Source organism: Streptomyces sp. NPDC093586 (assembly GCF_044764905.1).
Lineage (GTDB): Bacteria > Actinomycetota > Actinomycetes > Streptomycetales > Streptomycetaceae > Streptomyces.
Genome location: NZ_JBIWJA010000047.1, coordinates 1 through 18844 on the forward strand (window position 1 = coordinate 1; position 18844 = coordinate 18844).

Sequence of the window (18844 nt, forward strand, 5' to 3'; positions counted from 1 at the left end):
CCATATCGGGGTGGACACCCTCGGCCTGCTCCTGGCTGTCCGGGTGAGCGCGGCGAGCGTTTCCGACAACGTCGGCGGCATGCGCCTGATGTCCCACATCGCCGCCACTCACCCTCGCGTGACCAAGGCATGGGCCGATATCGGCTACCGCACCAAAGCCATCGACCACGGCGCCCGCCTCGGCATCGACGTGGAAGTCGTCCACCGCGAACCCGGAAGCAAAGGCTTCAAGGTGATTCCGCGCCGCTGGGTGGTCGAGCGGACCTTCGGCTGGCTCATGCACCACCGTCGACTCGCCCGCGACTACGAAACCCACCCCCATCGCTCCGAAGCCATGATCCACGTCGCCATGATCGACCTCATAAGCCGCAGACTCGCCCGAGAAAGCACCCCGAACTGGCGCGACACCTGAAGCTCGAACCAAACAACCCTGCCGGGACAAAACGCTCTTTTAGCCCGGAAAGGCAGACGGTGCATCCGAGGGAGCAGGACCCGCGCACTCAACCGCGGAGATCCCCTGCACCACGCAGCGGGACGCCATCAGTCCGGTCCGCTTGCGCACGTCGGCGGGTGCGTCCGTGGCGAACCGGGCAATGCCGGCCAGGCTGGTCGCCCCGCCCAGGACCGCGAGCAGGCACAGGGCGAGCAGAGAACCCAGCCGGTGACGGCGGCACCATACCCGTCTCGGATCCGGGAGCCGGTCCAGCATCTCGCGGAGCGAGGTGAGTTCCTCGGGCGGGCGGCACGGGTCGATGACCCCGCAGTGGCGCTGCAGGACACCGATCAGGGAGGATGACACCCGAACGCGCCCCCTGTCCGTGGGCAAAGACTTCGAGAACCTTGATCATCAGAGGTCGCGTTCGCCATCTCCAACCTGGACAGCTCCCCCCCCATCTCGCCGTAGACAGCTCCAATCGGCACGTCTCGCCGAGTGAGAACGCGTCAGCCCTGGGTCAGGCCTTCCCCGGTGACGACCTGGTGGAGCGCAGGTTGGCCTCGGGCGTGCCTGCGTCCGCGGGATGTACTGCCCGCAGACGGGTGAACGAGGCAGCCGCGAAAATGCATGCCCAGGTGGTCGCGACGAAAGGCGCGGTCAACACGGGCAGACCGATCGGCGCGAGGACTGTGGCGAACATGGCGTAGACCACGACACTGGCCACGGCGGCGAGCGCCGCGAGGACTGCCGACCACAGGCTGAGCAGGTAATAGAGACCACCCAGGGCAATCGCGGTCAACACCGCGTTGTAGCCCGGAATCCCCTCGTGCAGAGTGCCGGCCGGCATGCCGAAGGCCCACCCGATTCCCAGGCCGATCAAACTGCCGATGGCCGCCACCACGGCCGATAGCCGTGAGTTCACCAGGATGCCGACCAGGAAGGCCGCCCCCGTCCACAATCCGGTTTGCAGCAGGACCTGGGAGAAGCCGTTGAAGAATCCGAAGAGAAGGTCAGACGGCGTCAGGGCCCCACTGGTGTGCGGGGTCCCGACCGGGAGGTGTGGTCGGGCAAAGGCGGGTGAACCCGTGAAGTGGCTGAACTGGCGCAGGCCGGCGAGGAAGGTCCACGCGGTCAGCACAAAAACCGCCGTCAGGGTGGGGAGGTGCTCGGAGCTGAGGAAGTCGCGGGTGGCGGCGGTGAGGACTGGTACCGCCATGGAGGCGAGAACCACATAACCGACCAGCGCGTAGCCGTGCTTCACGTAGGTGGCCAGGCCAACGGCCGTCAGGGTTCCGTTGAAGCCGTAGAAGCCCCGCTGCACCGTCGAGCGGTCGACACCGGCCGCCAGGGCTGTGGCCGTGGAGACCGCCACTCCCAGCAGGGCATAGAGGCCGACCACGCAGTTGCTCAGGAAGACGCCCACCAGGAACAGCAATCCGGAGAGAGGGTTGTTCTGCAAGAACACCTGCCCGACACCGCGCAGAACGGCATCGACGAAACCACCCACAGGCGACTTTGAGACGCCTGTCAGGAAGCACGTCGCCATTGCGACTCCTACGTCAGTGGTCCGGCGTGCTGGCTTCCTTGTGGGGCGAGACGCAGCGCGACTGGTCGGATTGCAGCCCTCCGGATCTCCCCCTGGGGCGAAGGCGAGTCACGGAAAAGAAGTATGCACCTATTTAGTGAAGATAAACCGACTCGTGGCGCTATGAGGAGTAATCGTCATATTCCCCAAGAGGGGCGTACGGATCGTGTGGACCGTATGCGTCCCTCCGGGAGGCAGGGGGCGGCGCCCACCTCGATTGCATCGCTGGAAGATGGGTTCCTCCGGTTTCGCGCAAGTCGCCGGTGCGGCGGAACGTCGCCCACGAGCGGGTGTGGCCAGTGGGTGGCCGCCTCGACGCATTCGTCGGAGGCGCCGCCGACGGCCGTGCCGTCTTCGCCGGCCGCGACCGAGGTGACGCTCGGTCGCCGGCCACCCGATGGCCCAAGCCGAGACGACCGGGCGTCATCCGGAAGGTATATATGGCTCATATGACGTTTTCATCATATTCCGGGCGTCCTGGGAGTCGGGCACCGACGTCACGATCGCTTCCGGAAGTGCTCTCCGGTGGCACGTGACGAGCTGCCGGGATGACGGCCGGACCCCACCGCGGACGGAAGACGAGGAGAGGTGCGGATGACGGTGAAGAAGGACGCGAAAGGATCCTCGTCGAAGCGGGATGAGGGGAAGCGGAAGGCGGCGAAGCCCTCGGAAGGAGGAGGGGCGGTCCGCAGCGCGTCGGCCCCGGGCACCGAGACCTGGCTCTCCTCCCTCATGCTCTCCCCGCGTGAGACCGAGAAACTGGTCGTCTACCAGGTCGCCGAGCTGGCCCGGCGGCGACTGGGCCGGGGCACCAAGCTGAACTTCCCCGAGGCGATCGCGCTGATCTGCGAGGCGCTGATGGAGGCAGCCCGGGACGGCAAGACCGTCGCCGAGGCGATCGAGTCGGGCAAACAGGTCCTGACCCGGGACGACGTCATGCCCGAGGTGCCCGACATGGTCACCCTGGTGCAGGTCGAGGCCACCTTCAAGACGGGCACCCAGCTGGTCTCGGTACCCCACCCCATCCCGTGACGCCCCATCCTGTGCCCCGTCGTCCCGTGACCTGCGGTCCCGTGACACCCCGCCCACCGGGCACGCCCGCCCGTACCGAGGCCGGATCCCCAGCCGGGCCGGCGAGTCCTCCGTGGAGGCCCTTGTGAATGTCCCTGGCGAATGGCTGCTCTCCGACGAGCCCGTGGAGATCAACACCGGTCGGCGCACCGTGCGGATGAAGGTGCGCAACACCGGGGACCGCCCCGTGCAGGTCGGTTCCCACTTCCACTTCTTCGAGGTCAACCGGGCGCTGGAGTTCGACCGGACACAGGCGCTGGGGATGCGGCTGAACGTGCCTGCCGGTCAGGCCATCCGTTTCGAGCCGGGAGACGAACGGGACGTCGAACTCGTCGAGTTCGGCGGGACGCGGCGGGTGACCGGCTTCAACGGGCTGGTCGACGGAGCGGTCACGGCCCGGCGGACCGTCGAGCGGGCACGAGTACGCGCGGCGGAGCACGGGTTCACCGGTGAGGGTGGTCCGGGGACAAAGCGCTCCGGAACCGTTTCCGACGAGGTGGCGGAGGACGGGCGATGACCTCGATCCCGAGGCGGACCTACGCCTCCCTGTACGGGCCGACCACCGGCGACCGGTTCCGCCTGGCCGACACCGACCTCATCGCCCAGGTGGAGCGCAGCCTGCTGGTGCCGGGGGAGGAGGTCGTCTACGGCGGGGGCAAGACGGTCCGGGACGGCATGGGACAGGCCCCGGGCCTGCGCAACGCCGACGGCGTCCTGGACATGGTGATCACCGCGGCGGTCGTCATGGACCCCGTGCTGGGCATCGTCAAGGCCGACATCGGCATCAGGAACGGCCGGATCGCGGGGATCGGCAAGGCCGGCAACCCCGGTGTGCAGGACGGTGTGGACCCCGCTCTGGTGGTCGGCCCGGGCACCGAGGTGATCTCCGGTGAGGGGCTGGTGGCCACCGCCGGCGCGATCGACGCGCACGTGCACTTCCTGACCCCGGCGCAGGTCCCGCACGCGCTGTCCAACGGGATCACCACGCTCATCGGCGGAGGCACCGGTCCGGCGGACGGGTCCCGGGGCACGACCTGCACCCCGGGGCCGTGGAACATCGCCCGGATGCTGGAGTCCACCGCGACACTGCCGGTGAACATCGGTCTGCTCGCCAAGGGCAACAGCAGCGGACCACCGGCGCTGCGCGAACAACTGGAAGCCGGCACCTGCGGGTTGAAGGTGCACGAGGACTGGGGCGCCACCGCGTCGGTCATCGACTGCGCGCTGAGCGTCGCCGACGAGTACGACGTGCAGGTCGCCATCCACACCGACTCCCTCAACGAGTGCGGCTACCTCGCCGACACCATCGACGCGATCGACGGCCGGACGATCCACACGTACCACACCGAAGGGGCCGGTGGCGGGCACGCCCCGGACATCATGGCGATCGCCGCGCTGCCCCACGTGCTGCCGTCCTCCACGAATCCGACCCGGCCGTACACCGTCGACACCAGCGACAACCTCTTCTACATGACGATGGTGACCCACCACCTCAACCCGCAGAACCCCGAGGACGTGGCCTTCGCCCAGTCCCGCATCCGCGGGGAGACCCAGGCGGCCGAGGACGTCCTGCAGGACAGGGGAGTGCTCTCCATGTTCTCCTCGGACTCGCAGGCCATGGGGCGCATCGGGGACACCGTGACCACGGCATGGCGCACCGCGGACAAGATGAAGCGCCAGACCGGCAAGCTCGAGGGCGACCCCGCGGAACACGACAACAACCGGATCCTGCGCTACCTGGCCAAGTACACGATCAACCCCGCCCTCACCCACGGCGTCGGGCACCTGATCGGCTCCCTGGAGCCCGGCAAGGTCGCCGACATCGTCCTGTGGCCGACCAACACCTTCGGGGTCAAGCCGAAGTACGTCATCAAGGGCGGCCTGGTCGCCTGGGCCACCATGGGCGACCCGAACGCCTCCATCCCCACCCCGGAACCGGTCATGCTGCGCCCCATGTTCGGCACCGAGGGCAAGGCCGTCGGACGCACCTCGATGACGTTCATGTCCCAGGCGGCGGTCGACGCGGGCGTCCCCGACCGGCTCGGCCTGGACCGGTGGGTGGAACCGGTGCACGGCTGCCGCACCATGAGCAAGCAGCACATGGTCCGCAACAACGCGACCCCGGAGATCCGCATCGATCCCGAGACCTATCAGGTCTACGTCGACGGGCAGTTGGCCACGGTGGACCCGGCCGACCGGGTCGCGATGTCCCAGCTCTACTACATCGTCTGATGACCGGCGCGCAGACCTCTCCGTCCGGAACGGCTCCGGTACGCGCCGCGCCCGGCCCGTCGCGGCGGCGCACCGCGGGCGGTGGCCGGGCGCGGGACGGCGGGCTGCGGGCGTTCCTCGGCAGTCTCCAGCTGGCCGACTCCGCCTTCCCCAGCGGCCGTTACACCCTGTCCCACGGGCTGGAGGCGTTCGTCCAGGCCGGTCTGGTCGACCGCTCGACCCCGCCGCAGGTGCTGGCGGACCTCCTGGCCGACCAGATCCGCCACGGGATCGGCCCCTCCGACGGGACGGCACTGGCCTGCGCGCACCGCGCCGCCGGCGAGGCGGACGGGACGGTGTCGGCCGGACGGGCCGACACCCGGCTGAGCGAGGTCAAACTGCCGCGGGAGGTACGGGAGAGCTCGGTGCGCACCGGCCGGGCGCTGCTGGCCACCGCCACCGCGGCCTTCGGTGACGAGACGGTCGCCGCGTACGCCCGGCAGGTGCGGTCCGGCCGGTGGCCCGGCAACGCCGCGGTCGTGCTCGGCCTGGTCACCGCCTCCCTCGGCATCGACCGCGAACACGCCGTCGCCGGGGAGCTGTACTCCTTCGCCTCCGGCTGGCTCACCGCCGCGGTCCGCCTCGCCGTCATGGACCACCGCGCCGCCCAGGCCCTGCTCCACAGGGTCACACCCGTCCTGGCGGAGACGGCCCGTGCCTCGTGCGCGGCCGGTGTCGACGACATCACCGCCTGCACCCCGCTGATCGACATCATGAGCATGCGACACGAACGCGCGTCCCTGCGCCTCTTCATGAGCTGACCGGACGACCACCACGGACCCGCCAGGAGGAACTCCATGGGGCACACCCGTCCTCACTCCCACGACGACGCTCCCGCCGCCGGGCAGGACATGCCCCGGCTGGGCGGCAGCGTGCCGAGGGTCGGCATCGGCGGCCCGGTCGGATCGGGGAAGACCGCGCTCATCGAAGCACTCGTCCCCCTGCTCCTCGCACAGGGCCATTCCCCCGTCGTGGTCACCAACGACATCTTCACCCAGGAGGACGCCGAGCACGTCCGCTCGACGCTGGCCGGCGTCCTGGATCCCGCCCGGGTGGTGGGAGTGGAGACGGGCTCCTGCCCGCACACCGCGGTACGCGACGATCCCACCATGAACCTCGACGCCACCGAGGAGCTCACCGCGCGCTTCCCCGACGCGGACCTGGTCCTGCTCGAGTCCGGTGGCGACAACCTGACCCTGACCTACAGTCCGGCACTGGCCGACTACTTCGTCTTCGTCATCGACGTCGGCGAGGGGGACAAGATCCCCCGCAAGCGCGGTCCCGGAGTCACCCACTCCGATCTGCTGGTCATCAACAAGATCGACATCGCCACCCATGTGCGGGCGGACCTCGCGGTGATGGACCGGGACGCCCGCGCCGTCCGTGAGGGCCGCCCGATCGTGTTCACCGACTGCTACGGCGGTACCGGTCTGAGCGAGGTCGTCGAGCACATCCGCGCGGCCGTCCTGCGCGGATCCGGCCCGCCCGCACCGTCGGCCCCGTCCGCCCCGGAGCGCGGATCCGGCCGGACGGAGGGGCGGACCACGGGCCCGTCCCGGTGAGCCCTCCCGCGGTGACGGCGAGACCGGAGCGCCGGGACGAGGCGTGGTACACCCCGGCACACCTGCCCGAGGCGGTGAAGGCGTTCGACACCCCCCTGGCCGGTGTGGCGGTGGGCCGCGCGGGCAAGACGGGGCTGCTCGAACTCGACCTGGCACCGGTCGCCGGGGCCACCAGAATCGTGGGGCAGTACCACCAGGCTCCGCTGTACATCTTCCAGCCGATCCATCTGGACCCCCACAGGCCGGACATGGCCTTCGTCTACCTGCAACAGGCCGGTGACGGGCTGGTGCAGGGCGACCGCTACCGCATCGACGTCCGGGCGGCGCCCGGGGCCGCCGTCCACCTCACCACCCAGACCGCCACCAAGATCTACGGCATGCGCGCCAACCTGGCCACCCAGCTCGTCCACCTGACCGTCGGCCCCGACGCGGTCCTGGAGTACCTGCCCGACCCCGTCATCCCCTTCAGGGGTTCCCGCTTCTTCGGCCGGACCTGTCTGACCGTCGACCCCAGCGCCACGGTGGTCCTCGGCGAGATCCTCCTGCCGGGGCGGGTCGCCTTCGGCGAGTCGCACGACTACGACCTCTACTGGTCCGAGGTCCGGGTACGCGAACCCGGCGGGAAACCCCTGTTCCGCGACGTGCTGAACCTCGTCCCGGCCACCGCGTCCCCCACGTCGCCCGGTCGCCTCGGCCCTCACCGCGTACACGCCACGCTCCACGTACTCACCCGGCGGGAGCACCCCTCCGCCCTCTGCGCCGCGGTCGATTCCGCTCTCGGCGCCCACCCCGGGGTCCTCGCCGGGGCGAGCGAGTTGCCCGGTGCCTGCGGAATCACCGTCCGCCTCCTCGGCCCGGCGTCCACCACCGTCGCCGCCGCCCTGGGAGCGGCGTGGAACGCGGTCCGCCTCCGCCTCCTCGGGGCTCCCGCTCCCGATCTGCGCAAGGGGTGACGACAACCCAGGCCCAGCGGGACCGGGCGGGCCGGGAGCAGATCGCGAATCGACATGGCGCGGCTCCCTCGGGACGGCGGTGAGACCGGAACGCGGGGGCGGACGGTCACGTGCTCTCCTGTCTCGACGACGGCAGGAGGAACTGGCGAAGGCTGGGGCCACCGACATCAGTCAGCACCGTCTTCGCCCGGGTCCCGTTGCGGCTGTTGCCGCTGCCCCGGCCTTCGGCCTCGTGCTTCTCGTATCCGAGGTGATCGGTGATCTCGCCCTCCAGGGCGGACTCCAGCCCCCGCTTGGTCAGCTGCCGGAGCAGCCCGCCCTCCCCAGTCAGCTGCAGGCCCTCCGACCGGGCCCGGTCCACAAGCATCGCCACCAACTGCTCGTCACTCGCCGCCACGGCCTCCGCCGCCGGCTCGCTGCCCGGTATCTGCTCGATGGTGGTGTCGCTCATCTGGCGTCTCCTTGATCATCGGATCCGCCGATCAGTGAACACTCCCGCTGGTGAGGGCCTCCGGAGGCAAGGGTCATTCGTCCGGGTGGTGATGGGACCCTGAGCGGCTTTCGTTGCGCTGAATGGGGGACGCACCCTCTAGCGTGCAGGCGTGACGACTTTGAACAACCCACCGCGTGAGGCAGAGCAGCCGTTCATGTGCCCGGACGTGAGCGGGATACGCGTGGTGGTCACGGGGGCCACGGGGTTCGTGGGCCGTCGTTTGTGCCGCCGGATTGTTGAGGGCGGTGGCCGGGTGACGGCGCTGGTGCGGCCGCAGTCCGATCGCCGGGTGCTGGACGGTTGTCCGGTCGACGTCGCCGTAGTGGATCTGCTCACCGGTTCGGGGGTCTTGGAGGCTGTCTCGAGCGCGGATGTGGTGGTTCACCTGGCGGCTGCGGTGCGGGCTGCGTCGCGTGCCGAGTTCCGACTGGCCAACACCGTGGCGACGGGTGTGCTGGCGGGCGTGCTGGCTTCCTCGGGTGCGCCGCCGCGGCTGGTGCTGTGTTCGTCGCTGGCCGCGGCTGGTCCCGCGCCAGCGCCGCGGCGGGCGCGGCGTGAGGAGGACCGGGCCCGCCCGGTGTCGTGGTACGGAGTCAGCAAACTGGCCGGGGAGCAGGCGGCACGGCGGTTCGCCGGGCAGGTGCCGACCGTGATCGTGCGCCCTCCGATCGTCTACGGGCCGTCCGATGTGGCGTTCGTACCGAGCCTCGCCGCGATGGCCCGTACACGGGTGGCGGTGCGGCCCGGCCCGGCGGCTCGCGTCTACTCGGTGCTGCACGTGGACGATCTGTGCGACGGGCTGATCGCCGCGGGCTTGCAAGGGCGTACCGCTGGTCCGGGCGAGTCCCACAGCGGTGTCTATCACCTGTGCGACGGGGGTGAGTACACCCTTGCCGACCTGGTGCGGACGGCCGGTGCGCTGCTGGGCTGTGGCAGGCCGCTGGTGCTGCCCGTGCCATCGGCTGTGGTGCGGGCGGCCGGTGTGGTGAGTGAGGAGGTCGGACGGCTGCGGGGCGGTGTGCCGGTGTTCAACCGGGACAAGGCGCGCGAGGCGGTGGCCGGATCATGGACCGCCACTGCGGACCGCGCATACAGGGATTTCGGGTTCCGGGCCCGGGTGGGGCTCGAAGACGGACTGCGAGAGGCTTTCAAGGAGATGCTTCATGGCTGAGACCACCGAGCTGGCCCCGGCAGCGGCGAGCACGCCGTCGCGTCACGCGGCACGGAGAGGGCTGGGGCAGCTGACGGTCGCGGTCATCGGTATGTCCGGGCTGCGCCTGGACCAGCCCGGACGCCGTGTACTGCGCGCCTTGGTCTGGGCCTGTGTGGTGGCCGCCGGTTTCGCCGCCGAGCAGCAGATCCGTGCCGCCGCAGACAGCGGTGCGGTGCGATGGGCAGCGGTCGGGTACACGGTGGTGATCGCGGTCCTGTACTACGGCGGCCTGATCGCCGTACTGGACACGGCGGTTGCCCGCCGCCTCACTCGTGCCCTCGGTGAGGCGCGAGCGGTCGAAGGGTTCGACTTCGTGCTGGGGCTGCTGTTTCTGCAGCAGGGCTTGTGCCAGGGGCTGCTGATGGCGGCCTTCCCTGGCCAGTTGCCCGAAGTGGGCGTCGAAGGTCTGTGGGTCGTGCTGGGCGTGGTGCTGGGCATCGTGGGCTTCGGCACGAAGCTGTGGGCGACCTGGCTGACCGGCCTGAACACCTACTATTGCCGGGACATGTTCCTGGGACGGGCCGACGCGACGGACGGGTTCGTGGTCCGCGGTCCCTACCGCTGGCTGCGCAACCCGATGTACGGGGTCGGAAACCTGCACGGCTACGGCGTGGCGCTGTGCTACCGGTCGGTGGCCGGGCTGGTGTGCGTGGCGGTGTTCCAGGCACTGATCTACGTCTTCTTCCTCGTGCGGGAGAAGCCGTTCATCGTCCGTACCTACCTCGGCGGCACTACCGCCTGAAACGCTCTGTGGGACAGCCCCGTTGGCCGTGGCGGCCCCACACTCCTGGCTCCGCACGCCGGATGCGGGTCAGACTCCACGCAGGATGAGTGCGGCGTTGGCTCCCCCGAAGCCGCACGCGGTACTCAGAACGGCGCGCAAGCGCGCGGGTCTCGGGGCTTTGCTGACGATGGCGAGGTCGACGGCGTCGTCCTGGTTGTCGAGGTTGGCCGCGGGTGGGATGGCCTGGTGCCGCAGGGCCAGCAGGGCACAGGCGGCCTGGATGGTCGCCGCCGCCCCCAGTGAGTGCCCGAGCAGGCTTTTCAGGGCCGTGACCGGCGGCGACGTGGAAGAGAAGGCGTGGCTCAGGGCGCGGGCCTCGGCAAGGTCTCCGGCCCGGGTGGAGTTCGCGTGCGCACTGACGTGATCGATGTCGGCGGGCGTCAGGCCCGCATCGGCCAGGGCTGTCCTGGTGGCCTGCTGCAGGCCGTGCCCGTCGGGGTGGGGGTTTGACAGGGTGGTGGGCGTCGGCAGAGGCGCCGTACCCGGCGACGACACCGTGGAGGGCGGCACCGCGGGCGCGAGCATGGTCACCGCGTTCGAGGACCAGGACTGCCGCACCTTCACTCAGGACGAAGCCGTCGCGGTTCCGGTCGAAGGGGCGGGAGGCCCCGGACGGATCGTGCCGGCGGGTGGACAGGGCACCCAGGCGGGCGAAACTGATGGCGCTGATGGGGGAGCGGCCGGATTCCGTACCGCCGGCCACGACGATGTCGCAGGTGCCGGAGCGGATGAGAGCGCGGGCGATGCCGATGGCGTGAGCCCCTGAGGCACAGACGCTGGAGACGGTGGAGTTGGGGCCTCGGTAGTCGAGGTGAGCTGCCACTTCTCCGGCTGCCATGCTGGACACGCTCCGTGGCGGAGCCAGTGGGGACACCAGGTGGTGTTCACCGGTCTGAAGGAGCTCGAAGACCCTTCCGTATCCCGTGAGGCTGTTGGAGCCGACGCCGAGGACGACGCCGATGCGGGTGGGTTCGGCGGACCCGGGTGCGAGGCCCGCCTCCTGGGCGGCCTCCTGTGCGGCGGCGAGCGCGAAGTGGATGAAGGCGTCGGTGCGCCGCACGGTGCGTCGCGTGAGGTGATCGCATGCGTCGAAGTTCTGTACGGGTCAGGAGAAGTCCACCGGTAGCCCGGCCAGGAGCGGACCGTGGGCCGTGGTGAAGGACCGCCCTGAACACAGGCCCCGCCAGGTCGAGCCGGCGCCGGCGCCGACCGGTGTGACCAGCCCGATTCCCGTGATGGCGATGTCGAGGGTCACGGCGTGCCCGTGGCGGACGGAGCGGCCTCAGCGCTGGAGGACTGCTCGGCCAGTACGTGCGTGAAGTCGGCGATCGTGGTCGCGGGCGTGACATCCAGGCTGCCCACCAGGTCGACTCCGTGGCGCTCGGCGAGAATGGCGGCGAATTCGGCCAGGTCCAGGGAGTCCATTCCTATGTCCAGCAGGGTGGTCTGCGGGGTGATTTCCTCCTCACCCATTCCAGTGATGTCGACGAGGATCGAGACGACGTTGTCATACCTGAGCGGCATGGGTGGCCTCCAGGGCGGGGCGGGCATGGGCGGCGAGGCATGAGCACGGCTGGCTGTGGCGCACACAGCGTGCGTACAGGCGGTGGCGTTTGTGGATCGTGGCGCCGGCGGCGGCAAGCGGTTTGTTGGCGGCCTGGTTGTCCTCCAGGACCCAGGACACGTCGATCTCGTTCCAGCCGCGCATGAGGGCGCCGGCCGCTACATCGGCGACCAGGGCGAGCGTGGCTCCTTGGGCACGGCTGCCTTCGCGGACTCCGAGGGCCATCAGCCGACCGCGGGTGATGGCGCGGCGGCCCCGCCACACGCGCCAGGCTCCGACCGGCCAGCCGTAGCGGGTCAGGTGTCCCCGGGCGGGCGCCAGGGCCTGGTTGAAGTCGGGCAGCAGGACGCTGAAGCCGAGGGGGGTTCCCTCGTGCTCGACGATGCGGACGCCGGTGGGGGCGAGCAGCCGGATCTGCCGAGCCAGATAGGTGAACTCCGCGTCGGTCGCCGGCGCGAAGCCCCAGTTGTCCTGCCAGCACGCGTGATACAGCTCCCGCACGAGATCGGACTCGCTGCCGAAGCGGCGCCAGTTCGCTGCTCGCACCGTCAGGCCGCCCTTGCGCCGAGGCATGTCGCCGTAACGGGCCCACCGTTTGAGCTTGGGGCTGGTCGGGGACAGCCGCCACGACAGCAGTTCCTTGACCGGGGTGAAGCCGCCCGCGGCGAACAGGTCCGGGTAGTAGGGAGGGGTGTAGGGCATGCCGATGCGGGGGGCGTCGTCGAAGCCGTCGACGAGCAGTCCGCACTCGTGGTGCATGTTCGGGTTCATCGGGCCCGTCACGCTCTGCACGTCCCGCTCCCGCAGCCAGGCCACTGCCTGCTCCCACAGGGCGCGAGCCACGGCGGGGTCTTCGGTGCACTCGAAGAAGCCCACGTGGCCTTGGCGTTGGCGGGCTGGTCCGTCCGGGCCGATGATGGCCGCGACTCGGCCCACAGGTGTTCGGCCGCGGCGAGCCAGGAAGTAGCCGACGTCGCTCTGGCGCAGGTAGGGGTTGCGGCGCGGGTTGAGGAACTGCCGCCGCTCGACTTCCAGCGGGGCGACCCAGTGCGGGTACGCCCGGTACAGCTGGTAGGGCAGCTTGATGAAGTCATCCATGTCGGCGCGGCTGCCGACCATCACGATGTCGGCAGCGCCTTGCGGGGGCTGGGGAGCGCGCATCAGGCGGGACACGGGATCGGCTCCGCTGCCGCGCCAGTGATGTCGGTGGTCGGCAGGAGGTGGCCCACGACCTCCAGGATGTGGTCGATGTGTGCTTCGGTGTGGGCCGCGGTGATGGACAGTCGCAGCAGGGACTGTCCCGGCGGGGCGGCCGGCGGCAGGAACGGCGCAGCGAACACCCCGGCCTTCAGCATCGCCTGCCAAGTGCGCAGGCATCGGTCGGCATCGCCGGCCGGGAGCGTGACGATGGGGCTGGCCCAGTGGGGACGGGCGTATCCCAGCTCGGCCAGTCCGTCGTGCAGACGGTCCGCCAGGCGTGCCAGTACGGCGCGCTGCTCGGGCTCGTCCCGGATGATGCGCAGCGCGGTGAGCGCCGCTGCGGCGGTCGGTGGCGGCATGGACGCCGAGTAGATGGTGGCCTGCCCGAACGCGCGGCAGTGCTCGATGAGTTCGGTGCTTCCGGCGATGTATCCGCCACCGGCCCCGAACGCCTTGGAGAAGGTCCCGGACAGTACGTCGATCTTCTGCTCGCAGCCGAGGTGCTCACCGGCTCCGCGCCCCGACGGCCCCAGGACGCCGATGTCGTGAGCCCCGTCGACGATGAGCATGCCCTCATGACGTCCGGCGAGATCGGCGATCTCCGGCAGTACGGCCAGTTCCCCGCCCAGCGAGAACGCTCCCTCGGTCAGGACCACCGGCGACAGACCCTGTCCCGACGCTTCCTCCAGCAGCCGCGCCAGGTGGCGGGGCGTGTTGTGCCGGAACCGGCGGTGCTTGGCGGCTCCGAGCCGCAACGCGTCGACGAGAGAGGCATGGATGTGCCGGTCGGCGATGACCGCGCGGTCCTCGCCGAAGAGGCAGGCCAGGGTGAGATTGGCCTGGAATCCCGTGGTGGCCAGCAGCACCGCCGGCCGGTGCAGGAAGTCGGCGAGTTCCTCCGCCAGTTGCGCGTGCACCGACCAGGTGCCGATCACCACGGGTGAGCCGGAACAGGAGGCGCCCAGATCACGCGCCGCGGCCGCGGCCGCCTCACGCACCCGCGGATCCGCCGCCAGGCCCAGATAGTCACCGGAGGCCGCGTTGATCGCCCGTAGGCCCTCGACGAAGACCTCCCCCGCAGCCGGCTGCCCTGTGATCCGGCAGTAGAAGGGGTAACGGCCGGCTTTTCTAGCCCTGTTGATGGCGGCCCAGGTAGCGGTCGCTCCACTCGCATCTGACATCGTTTACCCGCCTTGTCACAGCATGCATTTCAAGACCGCGGCAACCGTAGCCTATTGGAGTCATGCGATGACAAGCTGTAATTTCGAGTGTCTCCTATCCGGAGATCTGACACTCAACGTAAGGACATACGAGGTCCCTTGACCCCATCTGATCAGCGGAAACCCGCCACGCATCGAGGTCCTCACCCCGCGTCGGCGCCTCCCCGGACACTGCACAGAGGGCCCTCTCTCCCCGCACGGCTATCACCCGTTCGGACCACACCGTCGATCGCCCGCCGGACCCACCCCCGCCCGGCAGCCCGGCCCCTCCTGAGGGCCGTCGAGAAAGTAACCCTCGGGTACCTCTTCCTCGCTGCCACGGCGGTGGTCCTGGGCCGCGAGGCCGTACCGCACGCCGCGTGGCTGACGGGGGCCTACGCGGCCCTGGCCGGCTTCGTCCTCGGCTGCGCCGCGGCACACCGCTACTGGGCATCGCCAGCCCTGGCAAACGTGCGCGCGCTGTACCCGCTGGCCTGCGCGCCGCTGTTGTTCTCCGCGTCCGGCCCCCAGTCGCTTGCTATGCATGGCCGCCTGCGTGACGACGTCATGCTGGCCTGGGAACAGCACCTCTTCGACGCCTACCCCAACCTCCTGCTCGGCGACCTCGCCTCCCGCCCCCTCACCGAGGCCCTCAGCCTCAGCTACAGCTCCTACTACCTGTACTTCGTGCTGCCCCCGGCCTACTTCCTCGCCAAAGGCATGCACCAGGCCCTGCACCGCTACGTCCTTGCTCTGTGCCTCGCCCTCTACCTGTGCTTCCTCGGCTTCATGCTGCTGCCCCTCGCCGGCCCCATCACCGCGCTGGCCCCGGCGTTCACCCCCGACCAGTTGCACGGTTACCTTGCCCAGCCCCTCCAGGCGCAACTGATGGCAAGCGCCGACCCGCCCGGCACCTGCTTCCCCTCCTCCCACGTCGCCGGCGCCTGGGCAGCGGCGCTCTGCGTGCTGGCCGCCCCTGTACCGCCCCCCGCAAAAGGGCTGATGATCGCAGCCACCGCGCTGCTCACCGTGGCCGTGGTGTACTGCCGCTACCACTACGTCCTCGACGCTGCCGCCGGACTGGCCACCGCCGGACTGGCCTTCTTCCTCACCAGGCAGCTCACCCGCCGCGACAGCAACTGACCGCTGCGCCGTAGAGCGTCAGGGAGCCGCAGACGCCTCCGTGGGACTCTCAGCCACCATGTCCTGCCCGTGCTGTGGGGCGTTCGCTCCCTGGGTGACAGGCCGTTTGACCCATGCCGGGGCCCACCAGTTGGCCCGCCCGGTCAGCTGCATGAAGGCCGGCACCAGGATGCCGCGCACGAGCGTGGCATCGATCAGGACCGCCACTCCCAGCCCCACGCCCATCATCTTCAGTGTCGTGATGGCGGAACTCGCCAGTCCGGCCATGCTGATGGCGAAGACCCCGGCGGCCACGGTGATGAGCCGGCCCGTGCGGGCGATGCCCTCGATGATCGCCGCCCGGTGATCCCCGTCGGCGTCGTAGTGCTCCTTGACCCGGGCCAGCAGAAAGACCTCGTAGTCCAGCGACAGCGCGAACGCGATCGCACACAGCAGCGGCGGAATCGTCATGTCCAGGAAGCCCGTGGTCGTGAAGTCGCCTACCAGCCACCGAAAATGGCCCTCCTGGAAGATGTAGACCATGCTGCCCAGGCTGGCCGTCAGACTCAGCGCGGCCATCGCGACGGCCTTCAGCGGAATCAGCACGGACCTGGTGTACAGCAGCAGTGCGGCGAGCGTCGTGACTGCCATGAGCAGTACGGCCCAGGGCACCCCATCGGCCAGAGCCGTCTTCGCGTCGACGTGCCGGGCGGGCGAACCCCCCACCCAGCGCGGTCCGGGCGCGCGCAGCTCCCGCACTCGCTCCACCAGGCGTGCGGCCGCCGTCGACTGCGGATCCAGCCCCGTCGATGCCTTCAGCCACACTGCCTTCGCCCCATCCGGTACCGCCTTGAACACTGCGGTGCGGTGGCGGTCCTGGTAGCGGCCCGTCGGGGCGGTGACCTGGACGACGCCGGGCACCCCACTGATGCGCCGCGCATAGTCGTCCACCTCGCGGTCATCGGGCACCGGGGCCAGCAGGAAGACGAGCCCGCGGTCGGGCTGGACAGGGAAATCGGTACGGAGGCGTTCGGTGAACTCCCGGGCTTGTGAACCGGCGGGGAGCGCACGTTCGTCGGCGAACCCCCACTGGACCTGACCGAACGGCCACACCAACGCGGCCATCAGCACCGCGCAGCAGACCGCCCACGGCCAGGGCGCTCGGGTCACCCACCTGGCGAGTCGCCGCCAGGCCGGACTCGACGCCGCTTGGCGGTGCCCGATCCTGGTACCCAGCATCGCCAGCAGCGCCGGCAGCAGGACGACACTCGCCATCGCCGCCAGCAACACCACCGCGATCCCCGCCACGGCCATCGACCGCAGCCACGGGAACGGGAACACCCACAGCGCCAAGAACGCCAGGGCCACGACGCAGGCAGACACGAGCACACTGCGACCCGCAGTCCGGGCCGCCTCAACCGCGGCATCCGGCACCGCCAGCCCCCGCGCGCCTTCCTCACGGAAGCGAGTCACCACCAGCAACGCGTAGTCCACGGCCAGCCCGAAGCCCAGAGCAGTCGCGATGTTCAGCGAGATCGCCGACACCTCCATCACACCACCCAGCAGACGCAGGAACGCCCATGCCCCCGCCACCGCCAATGCCCCCACCAGCAGCGGAAAAAGCGCCGCAAGCCACGACCCGAAAGCGAAGACCAGGCAACCGAAGACGACCGGCGCGATCATCAGTTCCGCCCGCACCAGGTCGCGTTCACCCAGCTCGGCCGCCTGGATCCCGCCCCAGACCCGTCCGCCCGGCGACACCCGCAGCACCCCTTGCCGGCCCGTTACCCGGGGCACGAGCCGCGACGCGGCGCGCGCCTGCGCCGCCTCATCACCCTTCAGCGCGACACCGATCAGCGCCGACCGTCCATCGTGCGCTCGCATCGCGGGCGAACGGGACGTCCAGTACGCCTCCACCGCGGCCACTCCAGGTTGAGCAGCAACCCGCCGTGCCAGCGCCACCCCGTCCGAACGCGCCTGAGCCGAGTCGACCGACCCCTTCGACCGGACCCGCAGTACCAGCCCCGGATCAGCCCCCCCGAACTTCCGCAACAGCGCATCAGCATGCGCGGACTCCGTTCCCACGGAGTTGAACCCCCCCGTCGACAAGGCAGCCGTGGTGCCAAGCGCCGCCACGCACACCACAGCCACCGCGCACAGCACCGCCGCCCACACAGTGCGCATCGGAGCCCTGACACTGCGACAGGCCAGCCGGCACAGCCATCCGCCCCCGTCTGCACCCACGCCCACCTCCGGTCCCCCCGGCATCGCTCCGCTGCGACTCGGCGCACAACCGTCCGGCAGCCCGCCGGCATCACGGTCGTCACTCTCGGAACGGATGGTCACGAGAGTCCCCCTGCGTCGCTGGGGGCTGGATGCACGGCGGCCGGAGTAATCAGAATGGCGGCTGTGGCGCCAACGGCGCGGGGCAGACACACGAGCGGGGTTCCTCTCGAAGATCACGGACAAGTCGGCGATCTTCGTATCGGGCACTGTCTCCGTCTGTACGGGGTTTGACCGTTGACTCACCCTCCCGGGCGGCAAATCACATGATCGGCGGGGAGAGTTCAACCAGCATGCCCCCGCGGCTTGCGACACGCTCTGGCCCCTCGCGCTGACCGCGTGCGCGGTTCTGACCGAGCAACCTCCTTGACGTTCGCTGAGGGTGCCTCCCAGCTGCGGACGACACCGCGCCTCGTGCCATGGCCCCCTGGCGCACTCTCGCCGTCGGCGCCCTCCGCCTGACTGGCAAGACGGACAGCGCCTCCGCACTGCGGCACGACGCCCGCCCTCCCCGGACTCACCTGATCACGAAACGGGCACCATGTGACTACGCCGAAGCCCTGCGCCCGCTCCACGTCCCGCACCGTGCGGAGCTGCACCTCCAGGTCGCCCGTCCCGTGGTGGCCGAGACCGGACACGTCCCGGGTGAACCCCGGCACGAGGTCAACGTCCTTCGGGTCGACCTTCAGACAGACCAGCAGCTTGCTGCGCTGCGGCGGGCACCGGCAGGCGAAGTTCCGCAGCCGCTGATACACCCGGCAGGTCTTGCGCTCGACCCGGTTCACGCCGTCCCCGAGCCCAAGCAGTGCCTCGTCGACCACGTTCGCCAACGCCGCCATCGACGCGCCTTGGACGTCGTCCGCCGCTTGGACGACCGCCTGTCGGCGAGCCTGACGGGCCACCCGCGTGCCGCCGCTGACGGACGCCACGGTCGCAAGCCCGAGCAGGTCGCTGCCGAAGAGTCGGCAGCGGACCAGGTCGATCGACCTCCGGTGCTCGCGCACGGCATGCGCGTCGTAGCGGGTGAAGTCGCCGGCGATGCAGATCAGGCGTGGACCGCTCCGCAGGACCTGGGACGCAGCCTCAGGCGCCCCGTCGGCAGTGCTCG

Annotated in this window: 18 protein-coding genes and 3 pseudogenes; 10 read left to right on the plus strand and 11 right to left on the minus strand. The window is 70.1% G+C overall.

Going from position 1 to position 18844, the window contains the following annotated elements; all coding sequences use genetic code 11:
* Window positions 1-412, plus strand: a 412-nt coding sequence (locus ACIRFH_RS32020) for a transposase (protein ID WP_403528600.1), incomplete at its 5' end; no start/stop codon positions are given.
* A gap of 39 nt (window positions 413-451) precedes the next feature.
* On the opposite strand, the gene ACIRFH_RS32025 is transcribed toward ACIRFH_RS32020, so the two are convergent.
* Both ACIRFH_RS32025 and ACIRFH_RS32030 read right to left on the minus strand, forming a co-directional pair.
* Window positions 452-709, minus strand: a complete 258-nt coding sequence (locus ACIRFH_RS32025) for a transposase family protein (protein ID WP_403528721.1) — start codon at window positions 707-709, stop codon at window positions 452-454.
* Window positions 710-953: 244 nt separating this feature from the next.
* Entirely contained in the window at window positions 954-1982 is a 1029-nt protein-coding gene (locus tag ACIRFH_RS32030; protein ID WP_403528603.1) for an urea transporter, read from the minus strand.
* A 633-nt stretch (window positions 1983-2615) separates the two neighbouring features.
* Between ACIRFH_RS32030 and ACIRFH_RS32035 the strand changes: the two genes are divergently transcribed.
* The 6 genes from ACIRFH_RS32035 (at window position 2616) to ACIRFH_RS32060 (ending at window position 7878) form a co-directional block, all read left to right on the plus strand.
* A complete protein-coding gene (locus tag ACIRFH_RS32035) occupies window positions 2616-3053 on the plus strand; it encodes an urease subunit gamma (RefSeq protein WP_403528605.1) in 438 nt (145 codons plus the stop codon).
* A 124-nt stretch (window positions 3054-3177) separates the two neighbouring features.
* Window positions 3178-3609: an urease subunit beta gene (locus ACIRFH_RS32040; protein WP_403528607.1), complete on the plus strand. Its 432-nt coding sequence runs from the start codon at window positions 3178-3180 to the stop codon at window positions 3607-3609.
* Window positions 3606-5324 carry an urease subunit alpha gene (ureC, locus tag ACIRFH_RS32045; RefSeq protein ID WP_403528610.1) on the plus strand — a complete coding sequence of 573 codons (1719 nt, stop codon included), beginning with the start codon at window positions 3606-3608 and terminating at the stop codon, window positions 5322-5324. The genes ACIRFH_RS32040 and ureC overlap by 4 nt, the downstream gene beginning before the upstream one ends.
* Window positions 5324-6124 carry an urease accessory protein UreF gene (locus tag ACIRFH_RS32050; RefSeq protein ID WP_403528613.1) on the plus strand — a complete coding sequence of 267 codons (801 nt, stop codon included), beginning with the start codon at window positions 5324-5326 and terminating at the stop codon, window positions 6122-6124. Before ureC ends, ACIRFH_RS32050 begins: the two co-directional genes overlap by 1 nt.
* A gap of 99 nt (window positions 6125-6223) precedes the next feature.
* The gene (gene ureG / locus ACIRFH_RS32055; protein WP_403528724.1) at window positions 6224-6925 is read left to right on the plus strand and encodes an urease accessory protein UreG; all 702 of its coding nucleotides are present in this window, start codon (window positions 6224-6226) and stop codon (window positions 6923-6925) included.
* Window positions 6926-6936: 11 nt separating this feature from the next.
* Window positions 6937-7878, plus strand: a complete 942-nt coding sequence (locus tag ACIRFH_RS32060) for an urease accessory protein UreD (RefSeq protein WP_403528616.1) — start codon at window positions 6937-6939, stop codon at window positions 7876-7878.
* Between the two features lie 157 nt (window positions 7879-8035).
* Here ACIRFH_RS32060 and ACIRFH_RS32065 read toward each other — a convergent pair.
* Window positions 8036-8245 (minus strand): annotated as a pseudogene (locus ACIRFH_RS32065) (transposase); the annotation flags it as partial.
* A 235-nt stretch (window positions 8246-8480) separates the two neighbouring features.
* Between ACIRFH_RS32065 and ACIRFH_RS32070 the strand changes: the two are divergent.
* Window positions 8481-9542: an NAD-dependent epimerase/dehydratase family protein gene (locus ACIRFH_RS32070; RefSeq protein WP_403528619.1), complete on the plus strand. Its 1062-nt coding sequence runs from the start codon at window positions 8481-8483 to the stop codon at window positions 9540-9542.
* Window positions 9535-10326 carry a PEMT/PEM2 family methyltransferase gene (locus tag ACIRFH_RS32075; RefSeq protein WP_403528622.1) on the plus strand — a complete coding sequence of 264 codons (792 nt, stop codon included), beginning with the start codon at window positions 9535-9537 and terminating at the stop codon, window positions 10324-10326. Before ACIRFH_RS32070 ends, ACIRFH_RS32075 begins: the two co-directional genes overlap by 8 nt.
* Window positions 10327-10395: 69 nt before the next feature.
* Here ACIRFH_RS32075 and ACIRFH_RS32080 read toward each other — a convergent pair whose 3' ends face one another.
* The 6 genes and pseudogenes from ACIRFH_RS32080 to ACIRFH_RS32105 form a co-directional block, all read right to left on the minus strand.
* Window positions 10396-10893: a hypothetical protein gene (locus ACIRFH_RS32080; RefSeq protein ID WP_403528727.1), complete on the minus strand. Its 498-nt coding sequence runs from the start codon at window positions 10891-10893 to the stop codon at window positions 10396-10398.
* 58 nt (window positions 10894-10951) lie between these two features.
* Window positions 10952-11428, minus strand: a pseudogene (locus ACIRFH_RS32085) (beta-ketoacyl synthase N-terminal-like domain-containing protein); the annotation flags it as partial.
* 45 nt (window positions 11429-11473) lie between these two features.
* Window positions 11474-11623 carry a beta-ketoacyl synthase N-terminal-like domain-containing protein gene (locus ACIRFH_RS32090; protein WP_403528624.1) on the minus strand — a complete coding sequence of 50 codons (150 nt, stop codon included), beginning with the start codon at window positions 11621-11623 and terminating at the stop codon, window positions 11474-11476.
* Window positions 11620-11892: an acyl carrier protein gene (locus ACIRFH_RS32095; RefSeq protein ID WP_403528627.1), complete on the minus strand. Its 273-nt coding sequence runs from the start codon at window positions 11890-11892 to the stop codon at window positions 11620-11622. The genes ACIRFH_RS32090 and ACIRFH_RS32095 overlap by 4 nt, the downstream gene beginning before the upstream one ends.
* On the minus strand, window positions 11876-13030 hold the full coding sequence (locus ACIRFH_RS32100; RefSeq protein WP_403528630.1) for a hypothetical protein: 1155 nt from the start codon (window positions 13028-13030) through the stop codon (window positions 11876-11878). The genes ACIRFH_RS32095 and ACIRFH_RS32100 overlap by 17 nt, the downstream gene beginning before the upstream one ends.
* Window positions 13031-13092: 62 nt before the next feature.
* On the minus strand, window positions 13093-14313 hold the full coding sequence (locus tag ACIRFH_RS32105; RefSeq protein WP_403528633.1) for an aminotransferase class I/II-fold pyridoxal phosphate-dependent enzyme: 1221 nt from the start codon (window positions 14311-14313) through the stop codon (window positions 13093-13095).
* Between the two features lie 363 nt (window positions 14314-14676).
* Between ACIRFH_RS32105 and ACIRFH_RS32110 the strand changes: the two genes are divergently transcribed.
* Window positions 14677-15474: a phosphatase PAP2 family protein gene (locus ACIRFH_RS32110; protein ID WP_403528636.1), complete on the plus strand. Its 798-nt coding sequence runs from the start codon at window positions 14677-14679 to the stop codon at window positions 15472-15474.
* A gap of 18 nt (window positions 15475-15492) precedes the next feature.
* Here ACIRFH_RS32110 and ACIRFH_RS32115 read toward each other — a convergent pair whose 3' ends face one another.
* The gene (locus ACIRFH_RS32115) at window positions 15493-17637 is read right to left on the minus strand and encodes an MMPL family transporter (protein WP_403528639.1); all 2145 of its coding nucleotides are present in this window, start codon (window positions 17635-17637) and stop codon (window positions 15493-15495) included.
* Between the two features lie 659 nt (window positions 17638-18296).
* Window positions 18297-18818: pseudogene (locus tag ACIRFH_RS32120) on the minus strand (transporter); the annotation flags it as partial.
* Window positions 18819-18844 lie beyond the last annotated feature (26 nt).